This window comes from Clostridia bacterium, from assembly GCA_026414765.1.
In the GTDB taxonomy this organism is placed as follows: domain Bacteria; phylum Bacillota; class Clostridia; order Acetivibrionales; family DSM-27016; genus SKW86.
This window is the reverse complement of sequence record JAOAIJ010000009.1, coordinates 224,773-241,940: the sequence shown is the minus strand read 5'-3', so window position 1 is coordinate 241,940 and position 17,168 is coordinate 224,773. Positions and strand designations below refer to the sequence as shown.

Annotated in this window: 15 protein-coding genes; 8 read left to right on the top strand and 7 right to left on the bottom strand. The window is 38.9% G+C overall.

Translation table 11 applies throughout. The features are described 5' to 3' along the window. Positions 1-61 precede the first annotated feature (61 nt). Positions 62-826: a hypothetical protein gene (locus tag N3I35_02070; protein ID MCX8128869.1), complete on the top strand. Its 765-nt coding sequence runs from the start codon at positions 62-64 to the stop codon at positions 824-826. 652 nt (positions 827-1,478) lie between these two features. Here N3I35_02070 and N3I35_02065 read toward each other — a convergent pair. Then, positions 1,479-2,366 carry a serine/threonine protein phosphatase gene (locus tag N3I35_02065; GenBank protein MCX8128868.1) on the bottom strand — a complete coding sequence of 296 codons (888 nt, stop codon included), beginning with the start codon at positions 2,364-2,366 and terminating at the stop codon, positions 1,479-1,481. A gap of 306 nt (positions 2,367-2,672) precedes the next feature. Here N3I35_02065 and N3I35_02060 point away from each other — a divergent pair, with 306 nt between their 5' ends. The 7 genes from N3I35_02060 to N3I35_02030 all read left to right on the top strand — a co-directional run bounded on the left by N3I35_02060 (position 2,673) and on the right by N3I35_02030 (position 9,816). Continuing rightward, positions 2,673-4,646: a DNA topoisomerase 3 gene (locus N3I35_02060; GenBank protein ID MCX8128867.1), complete on the top strand. Its 1,974-nt coding sequence runs from the start codon at positions 2,673-2,675 to the stop codon at positions 4,644-4,646. A 72-nt stretch (positions 4,647-4,718) separates the two neighbouring features. After that, complete coding sequence (locus N3I35_02055) at positions 4,719-5,630, top strand: YafY family transcriptional regulator (protein MCX8128866.1); 912 nt, start codon at positions 4,719-4,721, stop codon at positions 5,628-5,630. Positions 5,631-5,758: 128 nt separating this feature from the next. After that, complete coding sequence (locus tag N3I35_02050) at positions 5,759-6,214, top strand: GyrI-like domain-containing protein (protein ID MCX8128865.1); 456 nt, start codon at positions 5,759-5,761, stop codon at positions 6,212-6,214. 80 nt (positions 6,215-6,294) lie between these two features. Beyond that, positions 6,295-7,122: an endonuclease VIII gene (locus tag N3I35_02045; GenBank protein ID MCX8128864.1), complete on the top strand. Its 828-nt coding sequence runs from the start codon at positions 6,295-6,297 to the stop codon at positions 7,120-7,122. A gap of 276 nt (positions 7,123-7,398) precedes the next feature. Beyond that, entirely contained in the window at positions 7,399-7,566 is a 168-nt protein-coding gene (locus N3I35_02040) for a DUF1540 domain-containing protein (protein MCX8128863.1), read from the top strand. Between the two features lie 163 nt (positions 7,567-7,729). Further along, positions 7,730-7,918, top strand: coding sequence for a hypothetical protein (locus N3I35_02035; protein ID MCX8128862.1), 189 nt, complete (start codon positions 7,730-7,732; stop codon positions 7,916-7,918). Between the two features lie 182 nt (positions 7,919-8,100). Next, positions 8,101-9,816 carry a methyl-accepting chemotaxis protein gene (locus N3I35_02030; GenBank protein ID MCX8128861.1) on the top strand — a complete coding sequence of 572 codons (1,716 nt, stop codon included), beginning with the start codon at positions 8,101-8,103 and terminating at the stop codon, positions 9,814-9,816. Between the two features lie 75 nt (positions 9,817-9,891). Here N3I35_02030 and N3I35_02025 read toward each other — a convergent pair whose 3' ends face one another. The 6 genes from N3I35_02025 to N3I35_02000 all read right to left on the bottom strand — a co-directional run bounded on the left by N3I35_02025 (position 9,892) and on the right by N3I35_02000 (position 17,116). Continuing rightward, the gene (locus tag N3I35_02025; GenBank protein ID MCX8128860.1) at positions 9,892-10,527 is read right to left on the bottom strand and encodes a 50S ribosomal protein L25; all 636 of its coding nucleotides are present in this window, start codon (positions 10,525-10,527) and stop codon (positions 9,892-9,894) included. Between the two features lie 288 nt (positions 10,528-10,815). Then, positions 10,816-11,862 carry an MBL fold metallo-hydrolase gene (locus N3I35_02020; GenBank protein ID MCX8128859.1) on the bottom strand — a complete coding sequence of 349 codons (1,047 nt, stop codon included), beginning with the start codon at positions 11,860-11,862 and terminating at the stop codon, positions 10,816-10,818. A 43-nt stretch (positions 11,863-11,905) separates the two neighbouring features. Then, positions 11,906-13,051 carry an isoprenylcysteine carboxylmethyltransferase family protein gene (locus N3I35_02015; protein ID MCX8128858.1) on the bottom strand — a complete coding sequence of 382 codons (1,146 nt, stop codon included), beginning with the start codon at positions 13,049-13,051 and terminating at the stop codon, positions 11,906-11,908. A 30-nt stretch (positions 13,052-13,081) separates the two neighbouring features. Next, complete coding sequence (locus N3I35_02010) at positions 13,082-13,855, bottom strand: SDR family oxidoreductase (GenBank protein ID MCX8128857.1); 774 nt, start codon at positions 13,853-13,855, stop codon at positions 13,082-13,084. Positions 13,856-14,045: 190 nt separating this feature from the next. After that, a complete protein-coding gene (locus N3I35_02005) occupies positions 14,046-16,421 on the bottom strand; it encodes an FtsX-like permease family protein (protein ID MCX8128856.1) in 2,376 nt (791 codons plus the stop codon). Beyond that, positions 16,418-17,116: an ABC transporter ATP-binding protein gene (locus tag N3I35_02000; protein ID MCX8128855.1), complete on the bottom strand. Its 699-nt coding sequence runs from the start codon at positions 17,114-17,116 to the stop codon at positions 16,418-16,420. Before N3I35_02000 ends, N3I35_02005 begins: the two co-directional genes overlap by 4 nt. Between the last annotated feature and the right edge of the window lie 52 nt (positions 17,117-17,168).

The following is a 17,168-nucleotide window of genomic DNA, read 5'->3' as shown; positions in this document are numbered from 1 at the left end:
ATTGGATAAAACTAATATAAAATAATTTTCACGAGTATATGTTACAGAAATGAGGATAATTATGAACAGACGCAAATTATACACTTCCATGCTCCTAGCGATAATTCTGGTACTTGCTGTCGGACTGTTTTCAGCCACCGAATGGAATAAGTATAGGCAAAATAACACACCCGGACAACAGAATAAGGAAGTAAAGAATAATGAGATTACTAAAATTAAAACAGATAAGGACAGCAAACAGAAATACCTGCAAATAAACCGCCAGCTTACTGCTTTGCTTCCGGACAAGGAAAATTATAAATGGATATATAACGGTTTCGCTGAGTATGGGCATACAATGGTTTTAAAAAGCATTAACAAATCAGCAAAGGAAACTATATATATTACAGAGGGTACCGTAGAGGATGTATCGGGAGGTGAAGCGGGTAAAGAGCCGGGTTACTACAACCTGGGAATAAAGTATACTGTGAGGGAAGGAGTTTTGTACCAGATCAAGAACGAACAGGCAATGATGGATTCAATATTTGATACTATTGAGCTTATAAGAGCCCCGTTAAATAAAAACAATAAATGGATTCAAAACCTGACTGATAAATCCGGGAAAAAATATGTAGTCGAGTGTGAGATAACGGATATAGGGCAGGAAAACAACCTTAAAGTATATACGGTATCATATAAGGATACTGGAAGTGACTATTATGAAATCAGGAAAATCATGGAAGGCACTGGGGTTATATCTTTCGCAAAGCAGTGGGAGGACCAGGATAACAACCAGTTTGAGATAGGTTATAGCCTGTATAGCGAAGCAAGTGGATACTATAAATAAAAGTAGAGCCCATAACAGTCTTCGCTACAGCTGATACAAATCCCTGCATACCTGCAAACAATCTTCCGACTGCCTGCAAGCATTACGGAACCTGCACCAACCTTTGCTCGACTACCAAGGATACCTTAGAAGCCTGCTGCAATCATGAGACTGCAGAAAACCTCCAGCATATGGACTAAATAAACGAAAACTACTGATAAAACAATAGAATCCGGACAAGAACTCCATATGCCTGCGGAACCCTGAAACATCACGCGTGACGTTGATAATCTCAGCTCGAATACCATACATCCCTTTTGACCATACTGCAATAACTTAAGGGAATATCGTTTGTAAGATGAAAACATACAGTGACAACATTCCCCTTCATTGTTACTGCAGCACAGCCTTACAGGACATATAGCATTCTTCCCTCCGGCTAATACCGAGCCGTGCTTATAACCTGACATGACCCGGCATTAGCCTTTGGCCGGCTGTTATAAAGCCGTATATGACCCTATAACAACCTTGGCTCGACTATTATGAACCCTACGCATATTATTATGGTTGCTATAAGATTTTTAATACGAGTAAAATATAATCAGTATTTGAAAAAATATCATGTAAAATTCTGTAATATATCAAAGGGATTTATATCTGAAAATCGCCGCAGCTAAGAGAAATCTTCAACTTTTACAGGGCCTGCAATAACCTCGTGTGAAATTTTTAAAGGGCAGCTGCGGTCAGGCTTTCTGCTCCACTTCGATAGTGATATTTCTCCGTTTTGTACCTCAATACAGGTTATATATCCACGGCTTACACAGCTCCCGGAGTTGAAATAGGGCGGTGAACCGGGTGTGGCAAAGGCAGGATTGTGTGTATGCCCTGCAATAAGCATTTGATTATTAGCTTTAACCCAATCAACTATATTGTTCTCAATTGAATACATTCTGGATGTGCTCCTTGCCGGACTGACAGGGTTAATAAAGCCTAAAGACTCCAGATATCTCCATATATATCTTACAAGAAAGCAGGCCACAGGCCACAGAAAATCATTGAGCAAATCACCTTGATGGCCATGAACTACAAAAATACTATTCGGCTTATCCTTGTATCGCAGTATCAACCCTTCATAGATGCTTATACCGTCCAAAAGCGGATCGAACTTTTGCGTTACAGGATTATAATACTCATACAGGTTCTTCCTCACAAAATTTCTGTTCTTCTTCATAATATCGTGATTTCCCCACACCATATAAAGCCTGCCTTTGTTATAGAATTTCTGCATCAAAAGGTATACATCCAGATGTGCTTGAATAATTGATGAAAAGTGTTTGTTTTCCCACAGCTCGTCACCGTCACCGATTTCGACATAGGTAAATCCGTGGGTATAGTAGTATTCTAATGCAGACAGGTAGATGCTGCGGTTGGGCGCAAAGTTGTCTGCCTTACTGTTATCACCTCTGTGACAGTCACTGAAGAAAACTATTTTTGAAGAACCATCAATGATTAATTCATGAGATGCCTTATATACTTCGTTAAGTCTGGAAAATGTATACATATGTGCTGTCACCTCTCTCAGAAGAATGGCAATGATCTGTAATTAACATAACTCTTTTCTATATAGTATGATGAAGGATAGAATTCTGTGATTTACAGGATTACAGCCCTGGTTTGCCCGGATTAAAGTGTGTTCATATCCGCTATCTATGCGTTTTATTCACAAAAATATCAAACAGGCTGGGTGAGTAAAGCTAGAGGTTTATCATGGATGCTGAGGAAGTTTTTATACACAGGTTTCTTACTTGAAAAAAGTCCTCACTTTATCTATAATGATTAGACATAATAAGTCTTAAAGGGGATTACTTTGGGAAAAAAACTATTTATCACAGAGAAGCCGTCTGTAGCAGCAAGTTTTGCAGGTGTATTGGGCTTGCAGATTTCTAAAAACGATAGAGCGAAAGGGTTTGCTGAGTCGGAGAGCATAATCGTTACATGGTGCTTCGGACATCTCGTAACAATGGCTTACCCGGATGCTTACGATCCTATCTACAAGGAATGGAAGGTTGAGCATCTTCCCATAATTCCGAGTGAATATAAATATATAGTTATTGATGATAAAGGTATAGGAAGACAGTTTGAGGTAATAAGCAGGCTTTTGTGCAGAAATGATGTGGATATGGTTTACTCATGCACCGATAGTGGCCGTGAAGGTGAATACATTTTCAGGCTTGTATATAGTCAGAGCGGATGTAGTAAACCAGCCAAAAGGGTATGGATTTCCTCGCAGACTGAAGAAGCTATTAAAAAGGGAATAGATACTGCAAAAGATATCAGTGAGTACGACTCCCTTTCAAGGGCTGCTTACAGCCGGGCCAAGGAGGATTGGCTTTTCGGCATGAACTTCAGCAGGATTTATACCTGCAAGTTTGGTAGAAGTCTCTCTGCTTTTATAAAGGAGAGCAAACCTTCGGTTATTGCCATCGGAAGGGTTATGACCTGCGTATTGGGACTTGTTGTGGACAGGGAGCAGGAAATCAGGAATTTTGTGCCTAAAATCCACTATGGTGTATTGGGGACTTTTCTTTCCCAGGACAGTAATATAGAGTATAAAGGCCGGTGGCAGCCTAAGAAAAAAAGTACCAAACCGGAAGTTGAGGATACGGATGAAAATGATAAATACATCGGCAAGGAAGAAGCTCAGGAGTTGATAGAAAAGCTCAAAGGGAATGAAGCCATTATTAAGAAGGTTGATGTAAAAGTAAAACAGGAGCAGCCGCCTCTGCTCTTTAATCTTGCAGAGCTTCAGTCAGAAGCAAACAAGAAGTATAAAATTCCGGTGGATAAGACCCTGGAGATTGCTCAGAGTCTTTATGAGAAGAAATTGATTTCCTATCCCAGAACTGACAGCAGGGTTATTTCTACTGATGTCTTAGCGGAAGTACCAAAGGTACTAAACGGTCTGTTCAGGAATCAGGGATTCAAGGAGCATGTACAGAGGATTAAGGAGTTCGGCGAACTCAAAATAAATAAAACAACCAAGCGGTATGTAGATAATGGAAAGGTTACTGATCACTATGCCATTATTCCGACGTATGTAACAGCCGATTTATCGAGCTTCGATTCTGATGCACGGAATGTATATAACCTGATAGTAAAGAGATTTCTGGCTATTTTTTATCCGCCTGCAGAATACAATACAGTTAAAGCAGAGACTCATATTAACGGCGAAGTCTTTATATCAAATGCAAAAACTTTAAAAGAAGCGGGATGGAAAGAGGTATACGAAGTAAATGTCCAAAAAGGGGAAGAAGAAATAACAGATTCGCCTATACACAAATTAGTAAAGAATGAAAAGAGCATTGTCAAAGGCTTTGATCTGGAAGAGAAGGAAACGAAGCCGCCTCCGAGATATACCGACGGTTCTCTTATAATAACCATGGAGAAAGCAGGAAAGTTTATAGAAAATGAAGAATTGAGAGAGCAAATAAAAACCTGTGGCATAGGGACTTCTGCGACACGTTCGGGTATCATCAAGAAGCTGAAGGAAATAGGATATATAAAAATACAGAATAAAACACAGGTAGTAACCCCTACCTTAAAGGGCGAAGCTATTGTGGAGCTGGTCCGCCGTACAGCGAAAGAACTACTGAATCCCTCATTGACTGCAAGCTGGGAAAAGGGCCTTGTGATGATCGAAAACAGGGAGACAACTGAAGAGGTATTTCAGGAAAAGCTGTATTCATATATTAACAGGACAATAGAAAAAGTGAAGAAGAGTGATAAAGGGAATAGTATTAGCCTTTTCAGTATTATAGAAAACGGTAATGCAGAACGGTAAGGAAATATTTCTCAAATATGACTATATGCTGTCGCATTTGTAGGGTATAATTGAGGCAGGTGGGTGATAACAATGAAAATTAACCGCTTGCTTGAAATAACGATAATATTGCTTAACAGAGAGAGTATTACAGCAAGAGAACTGTCTGACAGGTTTGGGGTTTCCACCAGAACAATATACAGGGATATAGATATTTTGTCTTCAGCGGGAGTACCTGTTTTCACAAACAAAGGCAGCGGAGGGGGAATAGCGCTTCTGGAAAATTACTCCCTGAATAGGACACTTGTATCTGACCATGAAATAGACAGTCTGCTTCTTGCCCTAAAAACCCTACAGGCAATAAAATACCCGGAAATCGATATGATCATCGATAAGATTGGGTCTGTTTTCAAAAATACTGAAGCTGCCGACTGGGTTTACATTGATTTTTCACAGTGGGGCAGTAAACCGAATGAATATAATAAGTTTATAAATATTAAAAGGGCAGTATTGGAAAGAAGGGTAATTTCATTTGAGTATATAAATGCAGAAGGAAATAAAAGCCTGAGAAGCATGGAGCCGATGAAGCTGATATTCAAGGGGCAGGCATGGTATTTATGGGGGTTTTGCAAAGGCAGACAGGATTTTCGGGTCTTCCGGATTTCAAGGATTAAAAAATTACTTCTGACAAATGAAATCTTTGAAAGAAAAAGGCCGGAAAGCGTAAGGAAAGAAGAGTCGGATGGAAGCCAGAAGCCGCCGGTGAATCTAAAACTGAAGTTTTCTCCTGAGGTTTTATATAGAATTTATGACGATTTTGATGAGGACATGATAACCAGAAATGAAGACGGGACCTACCGGGTAGACATAGCACTTCCAGAGGACGAGTGGGTATACGGGTACCTGATGTCCTTCGGGTACTTTCTTGAGGTGCTTGAGCCGAAACATATACGGAAGATTTTAACCGACAGGATGAAAAAAACTTTGAAATTCTATGATAATTAATATTAATATGACATACAGTTGTCAAATTTTTTGATATATGATTAATACACTTCATATATGAGGAAATACACATTAAGTAAGCCGGTTTTGTTAACTGATACGGATCGGGAGAAGTGGAGGAAAGGTGTATGTCAAAAATTGAACTGAATGAGCAAAAAGAACAACCTGTGCTGTCCATTAGAACGAGAACAGCGTTTGAAAATTTATCTGCTTTGATCGGAGAGTGCTATGACAGAATAATACAATATATGAATGAGCTTGGAGAGCAGCCGTCGGATGCTCCATTTACAGCTTATCACAATCTGGATATGAATGATCTGGATGTTGAGATGGGATTTCCGGTATCAAGGATCTTGCCTGGAAAAGACGAAATCAGATCAGGAGAATTGCCTAAGGGTAAATACGTCTCGTATGTATATAAAGGCGCATATGCCGGAATGGAACAGCCTTACAACGAGATGTTCGGATGGATAGACGAAAATGGCTATGAGAAACAGGGTGTGTACTATGAGTATTATCTTAATTCGCCTAATGATGTGCCTGAGAGTGAGCTGCTGACGAGAATAGTAATGCCATTGAAATAGCCCGACCTGGATTGAATTTATTAAATATACAAACTTAAGACAAGGACTGTTCCTCAATTTACTGTAAAGGAGTTTTGTCTATGATTGAATTACCTGAAGCTTTGACCATTGCATGTCAACTTAATGATAGTATTAAGGGAAAAAAAATTGCTAATGTGACTGCAGCACAGACACCGCATAAGTTTGCCTGGTATCATGGAGATCCGCAGAGTTACCATGAGCTGCTTTACGGTAAAACTATAAAAGGAGTCAGAGGTTTTGGCAGCATGGTAGAAATTGAAGCAGAGGACAAAAGAGTGCTGTTCAGTGAAGGGGTAGGAGTACGGTATCATAACCAAAATGAACAGCGACCCCAGAAACACCAGCTCCTGATAGAGTTTGAGGACTTTTCTGCTGTCAGTGCATGTGTTCAGATGTATGGAGCTTTATGCAGTTTCGGTGAAGGTGAATATGACAATATCTACTATAAAACTGCAAAAGAGAAACCGTCTCCCTTATCTGAAGAGTTTAGTAAAGTATATTTTGACCGACTTGCTACAATACCTGAGGTTCAGAAGTTAAGCGCCAAAGCCTTTCTTGCTACCGAACAAAGAATACCCGGGCTTGGTAACGGTGTTTTGCAGGACATACTTTATATTGCCGGGATACACCCTAAAAGGAAAATGAATACCTTATCCATAGCAGATAAGGAAAAGCTTTTTGATACTATAAAATCTACTCTTGCCGAGATGACATTTCAGGGAGGAAGAGACACCGAAAGAGATTTGTTCGGTTGTCCTGGGGGTTACAGGACAAAAGCGAGCAAGAATACAGCAGGCAGACAGTGTGATATATGTGGAAATACTATCAAAAAAGAAAACTACATGGGTGGCAGCATATATTATTGTAATGGCTGCCAGACGATATAAGTTAACCCGTTTTGCTAGTCAATAATCTGCTGATATAAGCAAAAAAGACTCGGTTGGTACGAGTCTTTTTTTGTTTATATTAAATTTTCATTATGCCAAAAAATTTTATTAATATAATTTTTTTTCAGCATATAATAGTAAGCATGTTAACATAATAATTGTAAGAAAAACAAAAACAATTGCATTGAAATAAAGTTAACTGGAGCAAGAGACAAATTTATTGTCTGAAGGTGCTAGAAATATTACTATTTTCTCCGGCCAAAGGAGGTGAGGCAAATGGATGCAAAATCACCATGTATGCAGGTAAAATGCGGTGTTACAAACTGTGTGTTTAACGAAGAGTATATGTGTCATGCGCAAGCACTTGAAGTGAACCCTATGGGTGGCAGACGTGCAGACATAAGTGATGATACATGTTGTACAACCTTTAAAGATGAAAGATAAATCAGTGGGAAGAGGCTTCTATAAGCAGCTTCCCTTTTTTGAATATACTAATAGCGCATGATAGCTGTCAAGGGGAGTATGGGCTGCTATTATTTGAGGGGGAGTAAAAATATAGTATGGAATCTAAAATAGGCATAGCTTAAGATGTGGAGGAATGTTATTTATGGATTTTTGCAAGTGCGGATCTATGAAGAAAAACGGGAAGTGCAGTAACCAGCACTGTCCGGAAAAGAATCAAAAGCGTAAGGATTGGGTTGCGGGTGGAATGGTTATGGATTTCAAAAAACCTGTATCCTATGAAGAAGCTTTAAAACTTGCAGAAAAGCTGAAGAAAACGGAAAAGAATCTTTAATGCTTATTATTACTAAAAACACGGTCAGTTCCTAAGTTTGCTTTAAGAACTGACCGTGTTTTTGTTTGTACTAAAAGCCTGTATCTGGTAATTTATACTGGATAAGCGTCATATGCTCAAGAATTTCTGTTATTATTCCGATAAAAATAGTAGTTTTAAATAAATGTTAGGTGGGATACAAGATGAAGCTATTGAAAAATCTAAGGCTAAGCAATAAAATTTTTATCCTTTGTGCAATATTATTGCTTTCATTTATTGCATTAATTGAAGTCTTTATAATTCCAACCATTGAAAAAACTATAGAGTTACGGTCGATTAATAAGATGCAGAATCTCGTTGAGGTGCCTTACAGTACGATGGAATATTATTACGACCAGGTCCGGAAAGGCATAGTATCCGAGGAAAAAGCAAAGGAGATGGCTCGGTCTGAAATAAACAGAATGCGCTACGGCAGTAATGATTATTTTTGGATAAATGACTATACTCCTGTAATGATAATGCATCCTACTAAATCTGAATTAGACGGGCAAAATCTTTCAGAATACAAGGATCCTACCGGTTTTAGGCTTTTTTCCGCTTTTGTTGACAAGGTTAAAGAAAGTGGAGAAGGAGTTGTTAAGTATCAGTGGCCAAAGCCCGGCAGGGAAAAACCTCAGCCGAAAATGTCATATGTTAAGGGGTTTGAACCATGGAAATGGATAGTCGGAAGCGGGATTTATATAGATGATCTGGATGAGATGAAGGCTTCCGTTATTAACAGAATTCATATATTTACACTAGCCTTTGTAATTTTAGCTGCAGCAATGGCTGCTTTAATCACAATTCCACTGAATCGAAGCATCAGGAAGCTTTTGAAACATCTGGACAGACTCGCGGAATATGATTTTTCAAAACTGATAGATATTGATCAGAAGGATGAAATAGGTATAATTTCACGGGCATTTAACAGCATGATAATGAACGTTCAGGCACTGCTAAAAGATGTGAGAGTCATGGGGGCCAGTGTCGCAGAATCTTCCAAAGAAGTGATGTCGTCTACATCTGTTATTCTGAAAATGTCCGAACAGGTTGCAACAGCTACGTCTGACCTGGCAAAAGGGGCTTCAGAGCAGGCTGTGTCATCTGATAGGGGTAAGTCAAGCATTACAGAAATAATAACAGGACTGGATAAAATTGCGGCTGATATGGAGAAGTCGGAAGAATTGGCTGAAAGGTCGAAAGAAACCATAAAATCTGGCGAAATATCTGTCCGGTACCAGAAGGAAAAGATACTTGAAAACAAGGCTATAGTGATAAATGTAGGTGCATCTATAACAGAATTATCGGAAAAATCAAAGGAAATAGGGTTAATAGTGGATACAATCAGAGGAATAGCAGCTCAGACAGAAATGCTTTCGTTGAATGCCGCAATTGAAGCAGCACGTGCAGGAGAACATGGAAGAGGCTTTGCTATAGTTTCAGAAGAGGTTAAGAAGCTGGCTGAGCAGTCTAGCAGATCAGTAAAAAAGATACAGGATATTGTAAAAGAGGTTAAAGCAAGTATCGAACACACTGTTAAAGAAGTGGATAAAGTCAGGGTTTCCGCAGCGGATCAGGAAAAGGCTATGGCAGATACTGTAAATGCGTTTTGGCATATTACAGATACCGTTATTAAGATAACTGAAAAAGTAAAAGAGGTTACAGCGGCTGCAAACCTGCTAAACTCAAATGCAAAGGAAACCGGAACTGATATTAGCAATATTGCAGATATAGCAGAAAATGCTGCTGCCTGCACTCAACAGGTTGCTGCTTCGGCTGAGGAGCAGATGTCTGTAATCCAGCAAATATCGACATTTGCCGAAGAACTGACAAGTTTGGCAACAAATTTGCAGGATAGTATTCATAAGTTTAGTGTTTAGAGGTTAAAGAGCCAGGGAGTTATTTACTGGCTCTTTAATGCTTAATTAAGTAAAAATCTTATGGTGAATATATTTCTATATTCTTTTTGCATGAACATTTCCTTCTTCACCTTTGGGCACAACGGCTTCATCTGTCTTTTCAACCTGCAAATCAGCTGATTTGCCTCCAGTAACTGCCAGTATTACACTGCCGGGTTCCGTTACAAGCGTCACTCCTTGAGGAAGGTGCAGTTGTGCTGCTGTCAGACTATGGCCGGGTGTCATGCCGGATACGTCTGCATTCAGATGATGGGGAACATTTTGCGGAAGACATTCTACAATAACCTCATCGAGCTGATGAACGATTACACTACCGGTGCCTTTAAGCCTGTTATCTCCTGTTATTCTGACGGGTATTGCAGCATGTATCTTTTCATTAATGGAAACCCGCTGGAAATCCACGTGAGAAACAGCGTTTTTCAACATGTCATATTGGATATCTTTAACCAAAACGGACATATCCTGCTCTGCTGCAAATTCAGTAGTGAAAATTGAATTTTTGCCGTGTTTCATTAAAAACTCCCTGAATTCCGACGCTTTTATCTGAGTGGGTATGGATTCCATACTGCGCCCATAAATTACAGCAGGTATATAGCCTGCTTTTCTCAATCTTTTCACTTTTCCTCCACCGATATTCTTTCTCTCTTCAAGGTTTAAAAATATACTATCCATTTTTAAAAGAACCTCCTAGTAAAACTACTTAGATTAGTTATTGCCAATATTTAAGATAAATAAACGTTGGTTAATCCAATAAAATTGCCTTATAAGTGATTTAATCCAGGTATAGGTGGATTAATAACTTTAATGTAAGGCTTTTTTCTTTTAAAAAATCTAGTATTTCATTAGGAGACTGTATGGATAGACAAAGGCAAGCGGCTATATAAGAGTGGTGACGAAGGACAGGAATACGATTGATGAGCAGAAACGCAATATAGAGTTATATTCATATCAACAAAATATTCATTTTCGGACATATCTTCCTTCACCGAACTGAAGAACCCAAAAAGCCGTTTCGGGAACCTCATACTTTTTCAGAGCTATGGACAAATCCTTTTCATGGGCATTAATAGCTTGCTCCGGATGCTCTTTAAAAGTTGCGTAATGAAAGCCTACACTTTGCTTTGATTTTAACAGTATATGGGTCTTTACAGATTCCTCTGGATTCATATGCTGGGTTTTCATATACCAGCGTTTTTCATAACTTCCTATAGGCAAAACAGTTAAGCGGAATTGACCGAATTTCTTTCCTATCTCCGGTATAAAGTCATCATAAGCCGTATCACCAGCAAAATATACCTTTCCTTCCGGACTTTCAATAACAAATCCCCCCCATAAGGTTTTGTTGCTTCCTGTAAAAGCCCTGCCTGAGTTGTGACGGGCGGGTACAAAGGTGACTTTCAGGTTTTTATATACAGAATACTGCCACCAGTCCAGCTCTGTTATGTCAGGGAATTTCTTTTCATTTAGTAGGGATTTTACACCTAACCCTGCAAGAATTTTCGGCTTATGAGTCTTTGAAAGCCCGGACAAAGTTTTTTGATCCAGGTGGTCATAATGGTCATGGCTTATCAGAATAACATCAATCCTGGGTAAGTCATCTAATTTTATGCCCGGTGCCCTTACCCTTTTTGTGCTTAAAAATGAAATAGGGCCTGCACCTTCTGACCAGATAGGGTCAGTCAGTATGTTTATTCCATCTATCTGTATCAGCAGTGTAGCGTGGTTGATGTAGGTTATTTTAAGTTCTCCGGCTTTAACATGCTCTACAGGTTTTGCCTGGGGAGGATCATCTACCCAGGCAGGCCATTCCACAGTTTCCATTTGCCATATCCACTTAACCATATCGGTGAAGGAGTGGGTGGAACCTTTATAAAAAAACCGTCTTCCATCAAAATGGTCTGAGGGTAGTCCTTTATAAAGAATTCTGAAACTTCCGGAGATAACCAGATATATACTTGTTATGGATATGCAAATCAATAATATTACTTTGATTTTCAGAGGAAACATTTTCACCCTCCATTAATGAGACATATTGATTACTTTCATAGGACTAATACAGTGCTACAGGAATGTTTTCATACATTATTTTTTTCGGCATGTCCATTATCTTTGTGACCTTACCGTCTGCAACATCAACCCATACTTCAACAATAGCCTCTCTTTTGGAAACATTCATAATTATATCCTTTCCTTGGATTCTGTCATTTGTCCTCATATGAGCTTTTGTAAAAATAATTTTATATTCATTTTTATTATAATTTGAAGCAGCAGTGTGCCTGCCCATGGGACCCATTCCGTTCATTGGTATTTCTGCGGCATACCATTCACTGGGCAGTACATAATTGAGGAATTTTGAATCCGTGCCAGATGTGAATTTCTCAAGCCTGGCCTTTACATCCTTATTTTTGCCTGCTATGTTTATAATCTTATGTAGTTTATCAATATCAATACCGGACATTGAAATGCTTGCGGAGTTTTCTGTATATACGGCATAAAGGCTGTTTAGAGTGAGAGTATTCAGACCTTTTGCGATGCCGATACCGATGGTCAGTGTAAGAATATATATTCCGACCAGAGCAAGGAGTTTTGCGGATTTTCTCTTAAACCTGAAGAGAGGTGCTATTTTGAAAGGCAATCTGAATGGAAGGAACATGTTGGTCTTGTTTTTATAGTCTAAATAAGTCTGTCCGAATTTTGCTTCACATTCCTTCTCTTCTACTTTTGCCAGCAGGTAATATGCAAAAATCATGGTAATGAACATTATAAGAACTATATATCTGGGCCATAACAAGAGCAAGCCGAAGCTGCATACTATAAAGGATGCATATTGAGGATGGCGTATGAAGTTATAGATACCGCCTGTGACAGCTCCTTTTTTTGCAAGCTTGTGATAGTAAACCTGTGACGCCCCTACACAAAAGGCTAGGAAACCTGATAAAGCCAATATCCCTCCTAAAATATTATGTGAATTAATGATTACTGAAGATGTTTCAGTAAAGTGAGGCATAAAGTAAATTATCAGCCCGGCTAATAACGGTGAATCATTAAAAAAGTTCAATACGGGTCTGTAAACGGAATAAAAATAGACGGCAAAGGGACTTGCCATATAGAAAAATTCAAAAGCTATAAGAAGATAGAAGGCTGCTGCCCCCCAGAAAGTCCCTTTGACAGTTTTGATTTGATTAGTATTATTCATGAGTATCACTCCAATTCTTGTTCAGCTCTTTTAATTCGTTGTAATTCCGCCATCTATGTTAAATATGCTTCCGGTAACCCATGCTGCCTGTTCGGAAGCCAGATAGACTGCTATTCCACCCAATTCGTCAGGAGTTCCTACCCTTCCGAGCGGGTATATAGTCCGTATCATTTCCTGCATCCTGCCCTTAGCTTGCTCAGGAATATTTTCCATAGCTGCTCTGACTTTAGAAGTGCTTACATTACCGGGAGCTATGGCATTCACCCTTATACCCTGGGGACCCAGCTCATAAGCCAGACTTTTAGTAAAGGCATTAACGGCGGCTTTTGCTATGGAATACACTGTAGAAGGGTATCCCGGCATTACTCTTTGTGCATGAAAAGAAGAGATGTTTATAATGGTGCCATTGTTTTGTTTGAGTGCCGGCAATAAGCCTTGTGTAAGAAGGAACATAGATTTTACATTTAAATCAAAGAGATAGTCGAAGCACTTTGCGGATACACTTTCAAAGGCTTTAAATTCTGCTCCGCCGGCATTATTGACAAGTATATCTATTTTGGGGTAAATATCCGTAATACTGCCTGCTAATTCCATTATAGACTCAGTATTTGACAGATCAAAAGATATGGTCTCTACTTTTGTTCCATATACTGATAAATCTGAAGCTGCTTTATCAAGCTTATCCCGGTTTCTGGCTATCAATAGAACATCGCACCCGTTCTTTGCAAAGGATTTTGCAATTGAAAAACCTATTCCTTCACTGCCTCCTGTAATAACCGCCCTTTTATTTTCTAAAACTTTCATATTTCTGTCCTCCATCTGATTATTTTCATTTTATATATTAATGGTAATACTGAATTTTAAAGATTTTATAAAGTCAGAATACATTCTTGATATTTTTTGAAAAAGGGGGATTGTGGAGCGGTTAATAAAAAAGGCTGAGTAAAATACCTTTTACTCAGCCTGGAAGACAATTGTTTACCGATACTTATTATTATTCAAATGCAAGTGTCTCTTTGACACTCATTTTTGATGCCCGTTTAGAAGCAGTCCTGCTCGCTGCATAACTTATTGTAAGCGTTAACACTAACCATATTACAACAGGTATGTAGCTTTGCGCATAGTTAACATCCAGTGAGGTGCTAACCATGATGTTGCCCACTACGAAAGCTACCAGCGCACCAAGAGGTATACCAAGTATGATTGAAACCAACCAGCTTACAATGGAAATAAATACACTCTCAGCAGTTACAATTCTTTTGATTTGCCTCCTGGATGCCCCCATTGCTTTCATGATGCCGATTTCTCTTGTTCTTTCAGTGACCTGTACATTCATTGTTGATGAAAGTCCGAAACCTGCAACTACCACCACCATTATAGAAATTGCCAGAAAGAATACAATAATCAGTGTGCCGTGTGCTTCCAAAACCTCAAGCAATTCTTCCATGCTTTCGCTCTGAAAAATAATTACTCCTGCTTCTCTAAGCCTGTCTTCTGTTTTTTGATACAAGTTTTGTTTTTCTGAAATACCGGGCTGAATCATAAGTTTTATACTGTTCTTTTTGTTTTCGGCAGGAACCAGTTTATCATAGCTTTTTTTTGTCATATATATTGTAGGAGAACCAAGTTCCTTGATGGTGCCAACTATCTTAAACCGTTGCTCTTTATTTCCAAATTTTACAGCTATTGTATCGCCAAACCTGAAAGCTGGTTCATTTGAAAAAAACTGATGTCCTACTACGATTTCATTTGTATCATGGTCAGAGAGCCATCTGCCCTCCATCTGTTCAGGCTTAAATGCTTTGGTATTGGGAGAGAGAGCCATGATATCATATAAATTACCAGCTTTTCCGTCGTTATATATCAGCTTCCCTGTAGCATGTCCCCAATTTTCATAGCCAATTATTTCAGGGATGTTTTTTATAACATAATCCAATTTTGAATCATCAACTGAATTGCTAGTTCTAATCTGATAATCAAAATTAAATGTTTCAAGGTCTTTTGATATAGTGTAGCTCATAGAAACCATAGCAGTTATTGCAGCAATAAAAATAGCTCCACTTAAGGTCAGGCTTATTACATTCAGATAAAAACGGCCTTTACGCCTTGCTGCATTCCTTATAGATAGCATAACCGGTCTTGAGAATAATCTTAAATCAACACCTGGCATATCCTGCCTACTGCTGCCCGCATGCTGAACCGTTCCATAATCGTTGATTGCCTCTCTTACAGTTATTTTAACCCCCCTGCGTATGGGGAATATGGAAATAATCATTGGTATTACGAAACTCAATACACAAAACAATACAATCAGGTTTACGGGTATACTGCTACTGCCAAGTTCCATGTTGCCTAACCGCATCATCAGAACAGAGAAGCTTTTGGCAAGTGCTGTTGAGGCAGGTACGGATACTGCTGATGTTAACGATACTAAAGCCAGCATTATAAGCATATATGACAGGAAGATATTAGACGTTTTGGCTCCGATAGCCTTCAGTACTCCGATCTGCCTTATCTGGCTTGAAAGTATGGAAGACAACAAACTGCTCATGATCATGCAGCCGAGTAAAAAGGCTATAATAGCAAACACCTGCAGGATGAAAAGGATAGAATCGTATTCAGACTGATGCATGCTTCTGCCGGGAGTGCTTGAGATATCGATATCACTTACTTTATATCCATTAGTTTCTAATAGCTTGATATAGTCATTGCCGGCAGCCAATATGCTTTTTCTGTCATACTTGTTATCTGCAAGTATGACATCCATCCGGTTTCCTATGAGACCTAAGTCTTCAAGTGAGTCGTAAGAAATATAAACCGGTATGATGTTTTCTATGGAAGCGGGGTGGACGACTATGTCATGAACAACTCCAACAACTTTGAGTTCACGGATGCTTGAGTCAGGCAAAGCTACTTTTATGTTTTTATTTAGTACAGCGTTAGCAACTCCTAGTGCATCCCTTTCAATCAGTACTTCGTTTTTTCCAGGGCTGAAGCTTCCTTCCTGGCTCTTCACTTTATTAATCCTCATTTTGCTGAAATCTTTAACAGCATACAGGTGGAGTGTCTTCCACTTGTTTTCACCCAGCTTTAGTCTGAGTTCATAATATCCTTTTTCCTCAAACTCACCAATTTCTTTAAATCCCCTAGTCAGGTCAATCAACCTGTCATCGATTTTGTCAACCATAATGCTGGCTGATACGGGGTTTATGGCTGTAAATATATCGGACAATTCTCTTGTCAATATATTGTAAGAAAACATTACCAGACCGAAGGCTGTCATACCTATCGCGATAGCCAATAATGAAAGAAATGTCCTAAGTTTGTCCTTAAGTAAATCGCGTATTATCTTTACAAACAACCTTTTCATACAGCTTTTACCCCCGGCACAAGAGTAACATCTTCAATTACTTCTCCGTCTCTCAGAACAAGTTTTCTGGTAGCGCCTTTGATAATCTCTCTCTCATGGGTAACCATTATAACGGTTTTCCCTTCCTTTTTTATCTTATCAAACAAATCATAAATAATTTCTGCATTCTTTGAATCAAGGTTTCCAGTAGGTTCATCCGCAACTATAATTGGCACATCATTTGCGAGAGCACGTGCAATAGCTACCCTTTGCTGCTCTCCCCCTGAAAGGGCGGATGGCATTTTATGTGCATGCTCAGTAAGACCTACCTTGGTCAATAGCTTTACAGCTTTAGACTCTCTTTCTTTAGCAGGGATTTTTTTTACCAGATCCATAGGTAATAAGATATTTTCTATAACGGATAATGTGGGAATCAGTTGAAAAAACTGAAAGATTATGCCTACGTTATGTCCTCTCCATTGCGCCATTTTCCCTTCATTATAGCTATTTATGCCGATTCCATTAATAACTACATCGCCACTTGTTGGTTTGTCAACTCCGGTTATGATGTTCATAAGAGTGGATTTTCCACTGCCTGACTTTCCCATGATTATGACAAACTCGCCTGCTTTAATGTCAAATGATACGTTTTTTAAGACTGAATAATCCTTATATCCAGTTTTGTAAACCTTTTCAATACCTTTTAAGTTAATCATCAAAATCCTCCTATATTAAGTTATTATGAAGTGATGTTTAATGCGAAATCAC

Bases quoted from the DNA above. Each gene is read 5' to 3' on its own strand.
- N3I35_02055 (MCX8128866.1), top strand. From the start codon at position 4,719: ATGAAAATTAACCGCTTGCTTGAAATAACGATAATATTGCTTAACAGA.
- N3I35_02000 (MCX8128855.1), bottom strand. From the start codon at position 17,116: ATGATTAACTTAAAAGGTATTGAAAAGGTTTACAAAACTGGATATAAG.
- N3I35_02045 (MCX8128864.1), top strand. From the start codon at position 6,295: ATGATTGAATTACCTGAAGCTTTGACCATTGCATGTCAACTTAATGAT.
- N3I35_02070 (MCX8128869.1), top strand. From the start codon at position 62: ATGAACAGACGCAAATTATACACTTCCATGCTCCTAGCGATAATTCTG.
- N3I35_02050 (MCX8128865.1), top strand. From the start codon at position 5,759: ATGTCAAAAATTGAACTGAATGAGCAAAAAGAACAACCTGTGCTGTCC.
- N3I35_02020 (MCX8128859.1), bottom strand. From the start codon at position 11,862: ATGTTTCCTCTGAAAATCAAAGTAATATTATTGATTTGCATATCCATA.
- N3I35_02035 (MCX8128862.1), top strand. From the start codon at position 7,730: ATGGATTTTTGCAAGTGCGGATCTATGAAGAAAAACGGGAAGTGCAGT.
- N3I35_02040 (MCX8128863.1), top strand. From the start codon at position 7,399: ATGGATGCAAAATCACCATGTATGCAGGTAAAATGCGGTGTTACAAAC.
- N3I35_02030 (MCX8128861.1), top strand. From the start codon at position 8,101: ATGAAGCTATTGAAAAATCTAAGGCTAAGCAATAAAATTTTTATCCTT.
- N3I35_02065 (MCX8128868.1), bottom strand. From the start codon at position 2,366: ATGTATACATTTTCCAGACTTAACGAAGTATATAAGGCATCTCATGAA.
- N3I35_02010 (MCX8128857.1), bottom strand. From the start codon at position 13,855: ATGAAAGTTTTAGAAAATAAAAGGGCGGTTATTACAGGAGGCAGTGAA.
- N3I35_02015 (MCX8128858.1), bottom strand. From the start codon at position 13,051: ATGAATAATACTAATCAAATCAAAACTGTCAAAGGGACTTTCTGGGGG.
- N3I35_02025 (MCX8128860.1), bottom strand. From the start codon at position 10,527: ATGGATAGTATATTTTTAAACCTTGAAGAGAGAAAGAATATCGGTGGA.
- N3I35_02005 (MCX8128856.1), bottom strand. From the start codon at position 16,421: ATGAAAAGGTTGTTTGTAAAGATAATACGCGATTTACTTAAGGACAAA.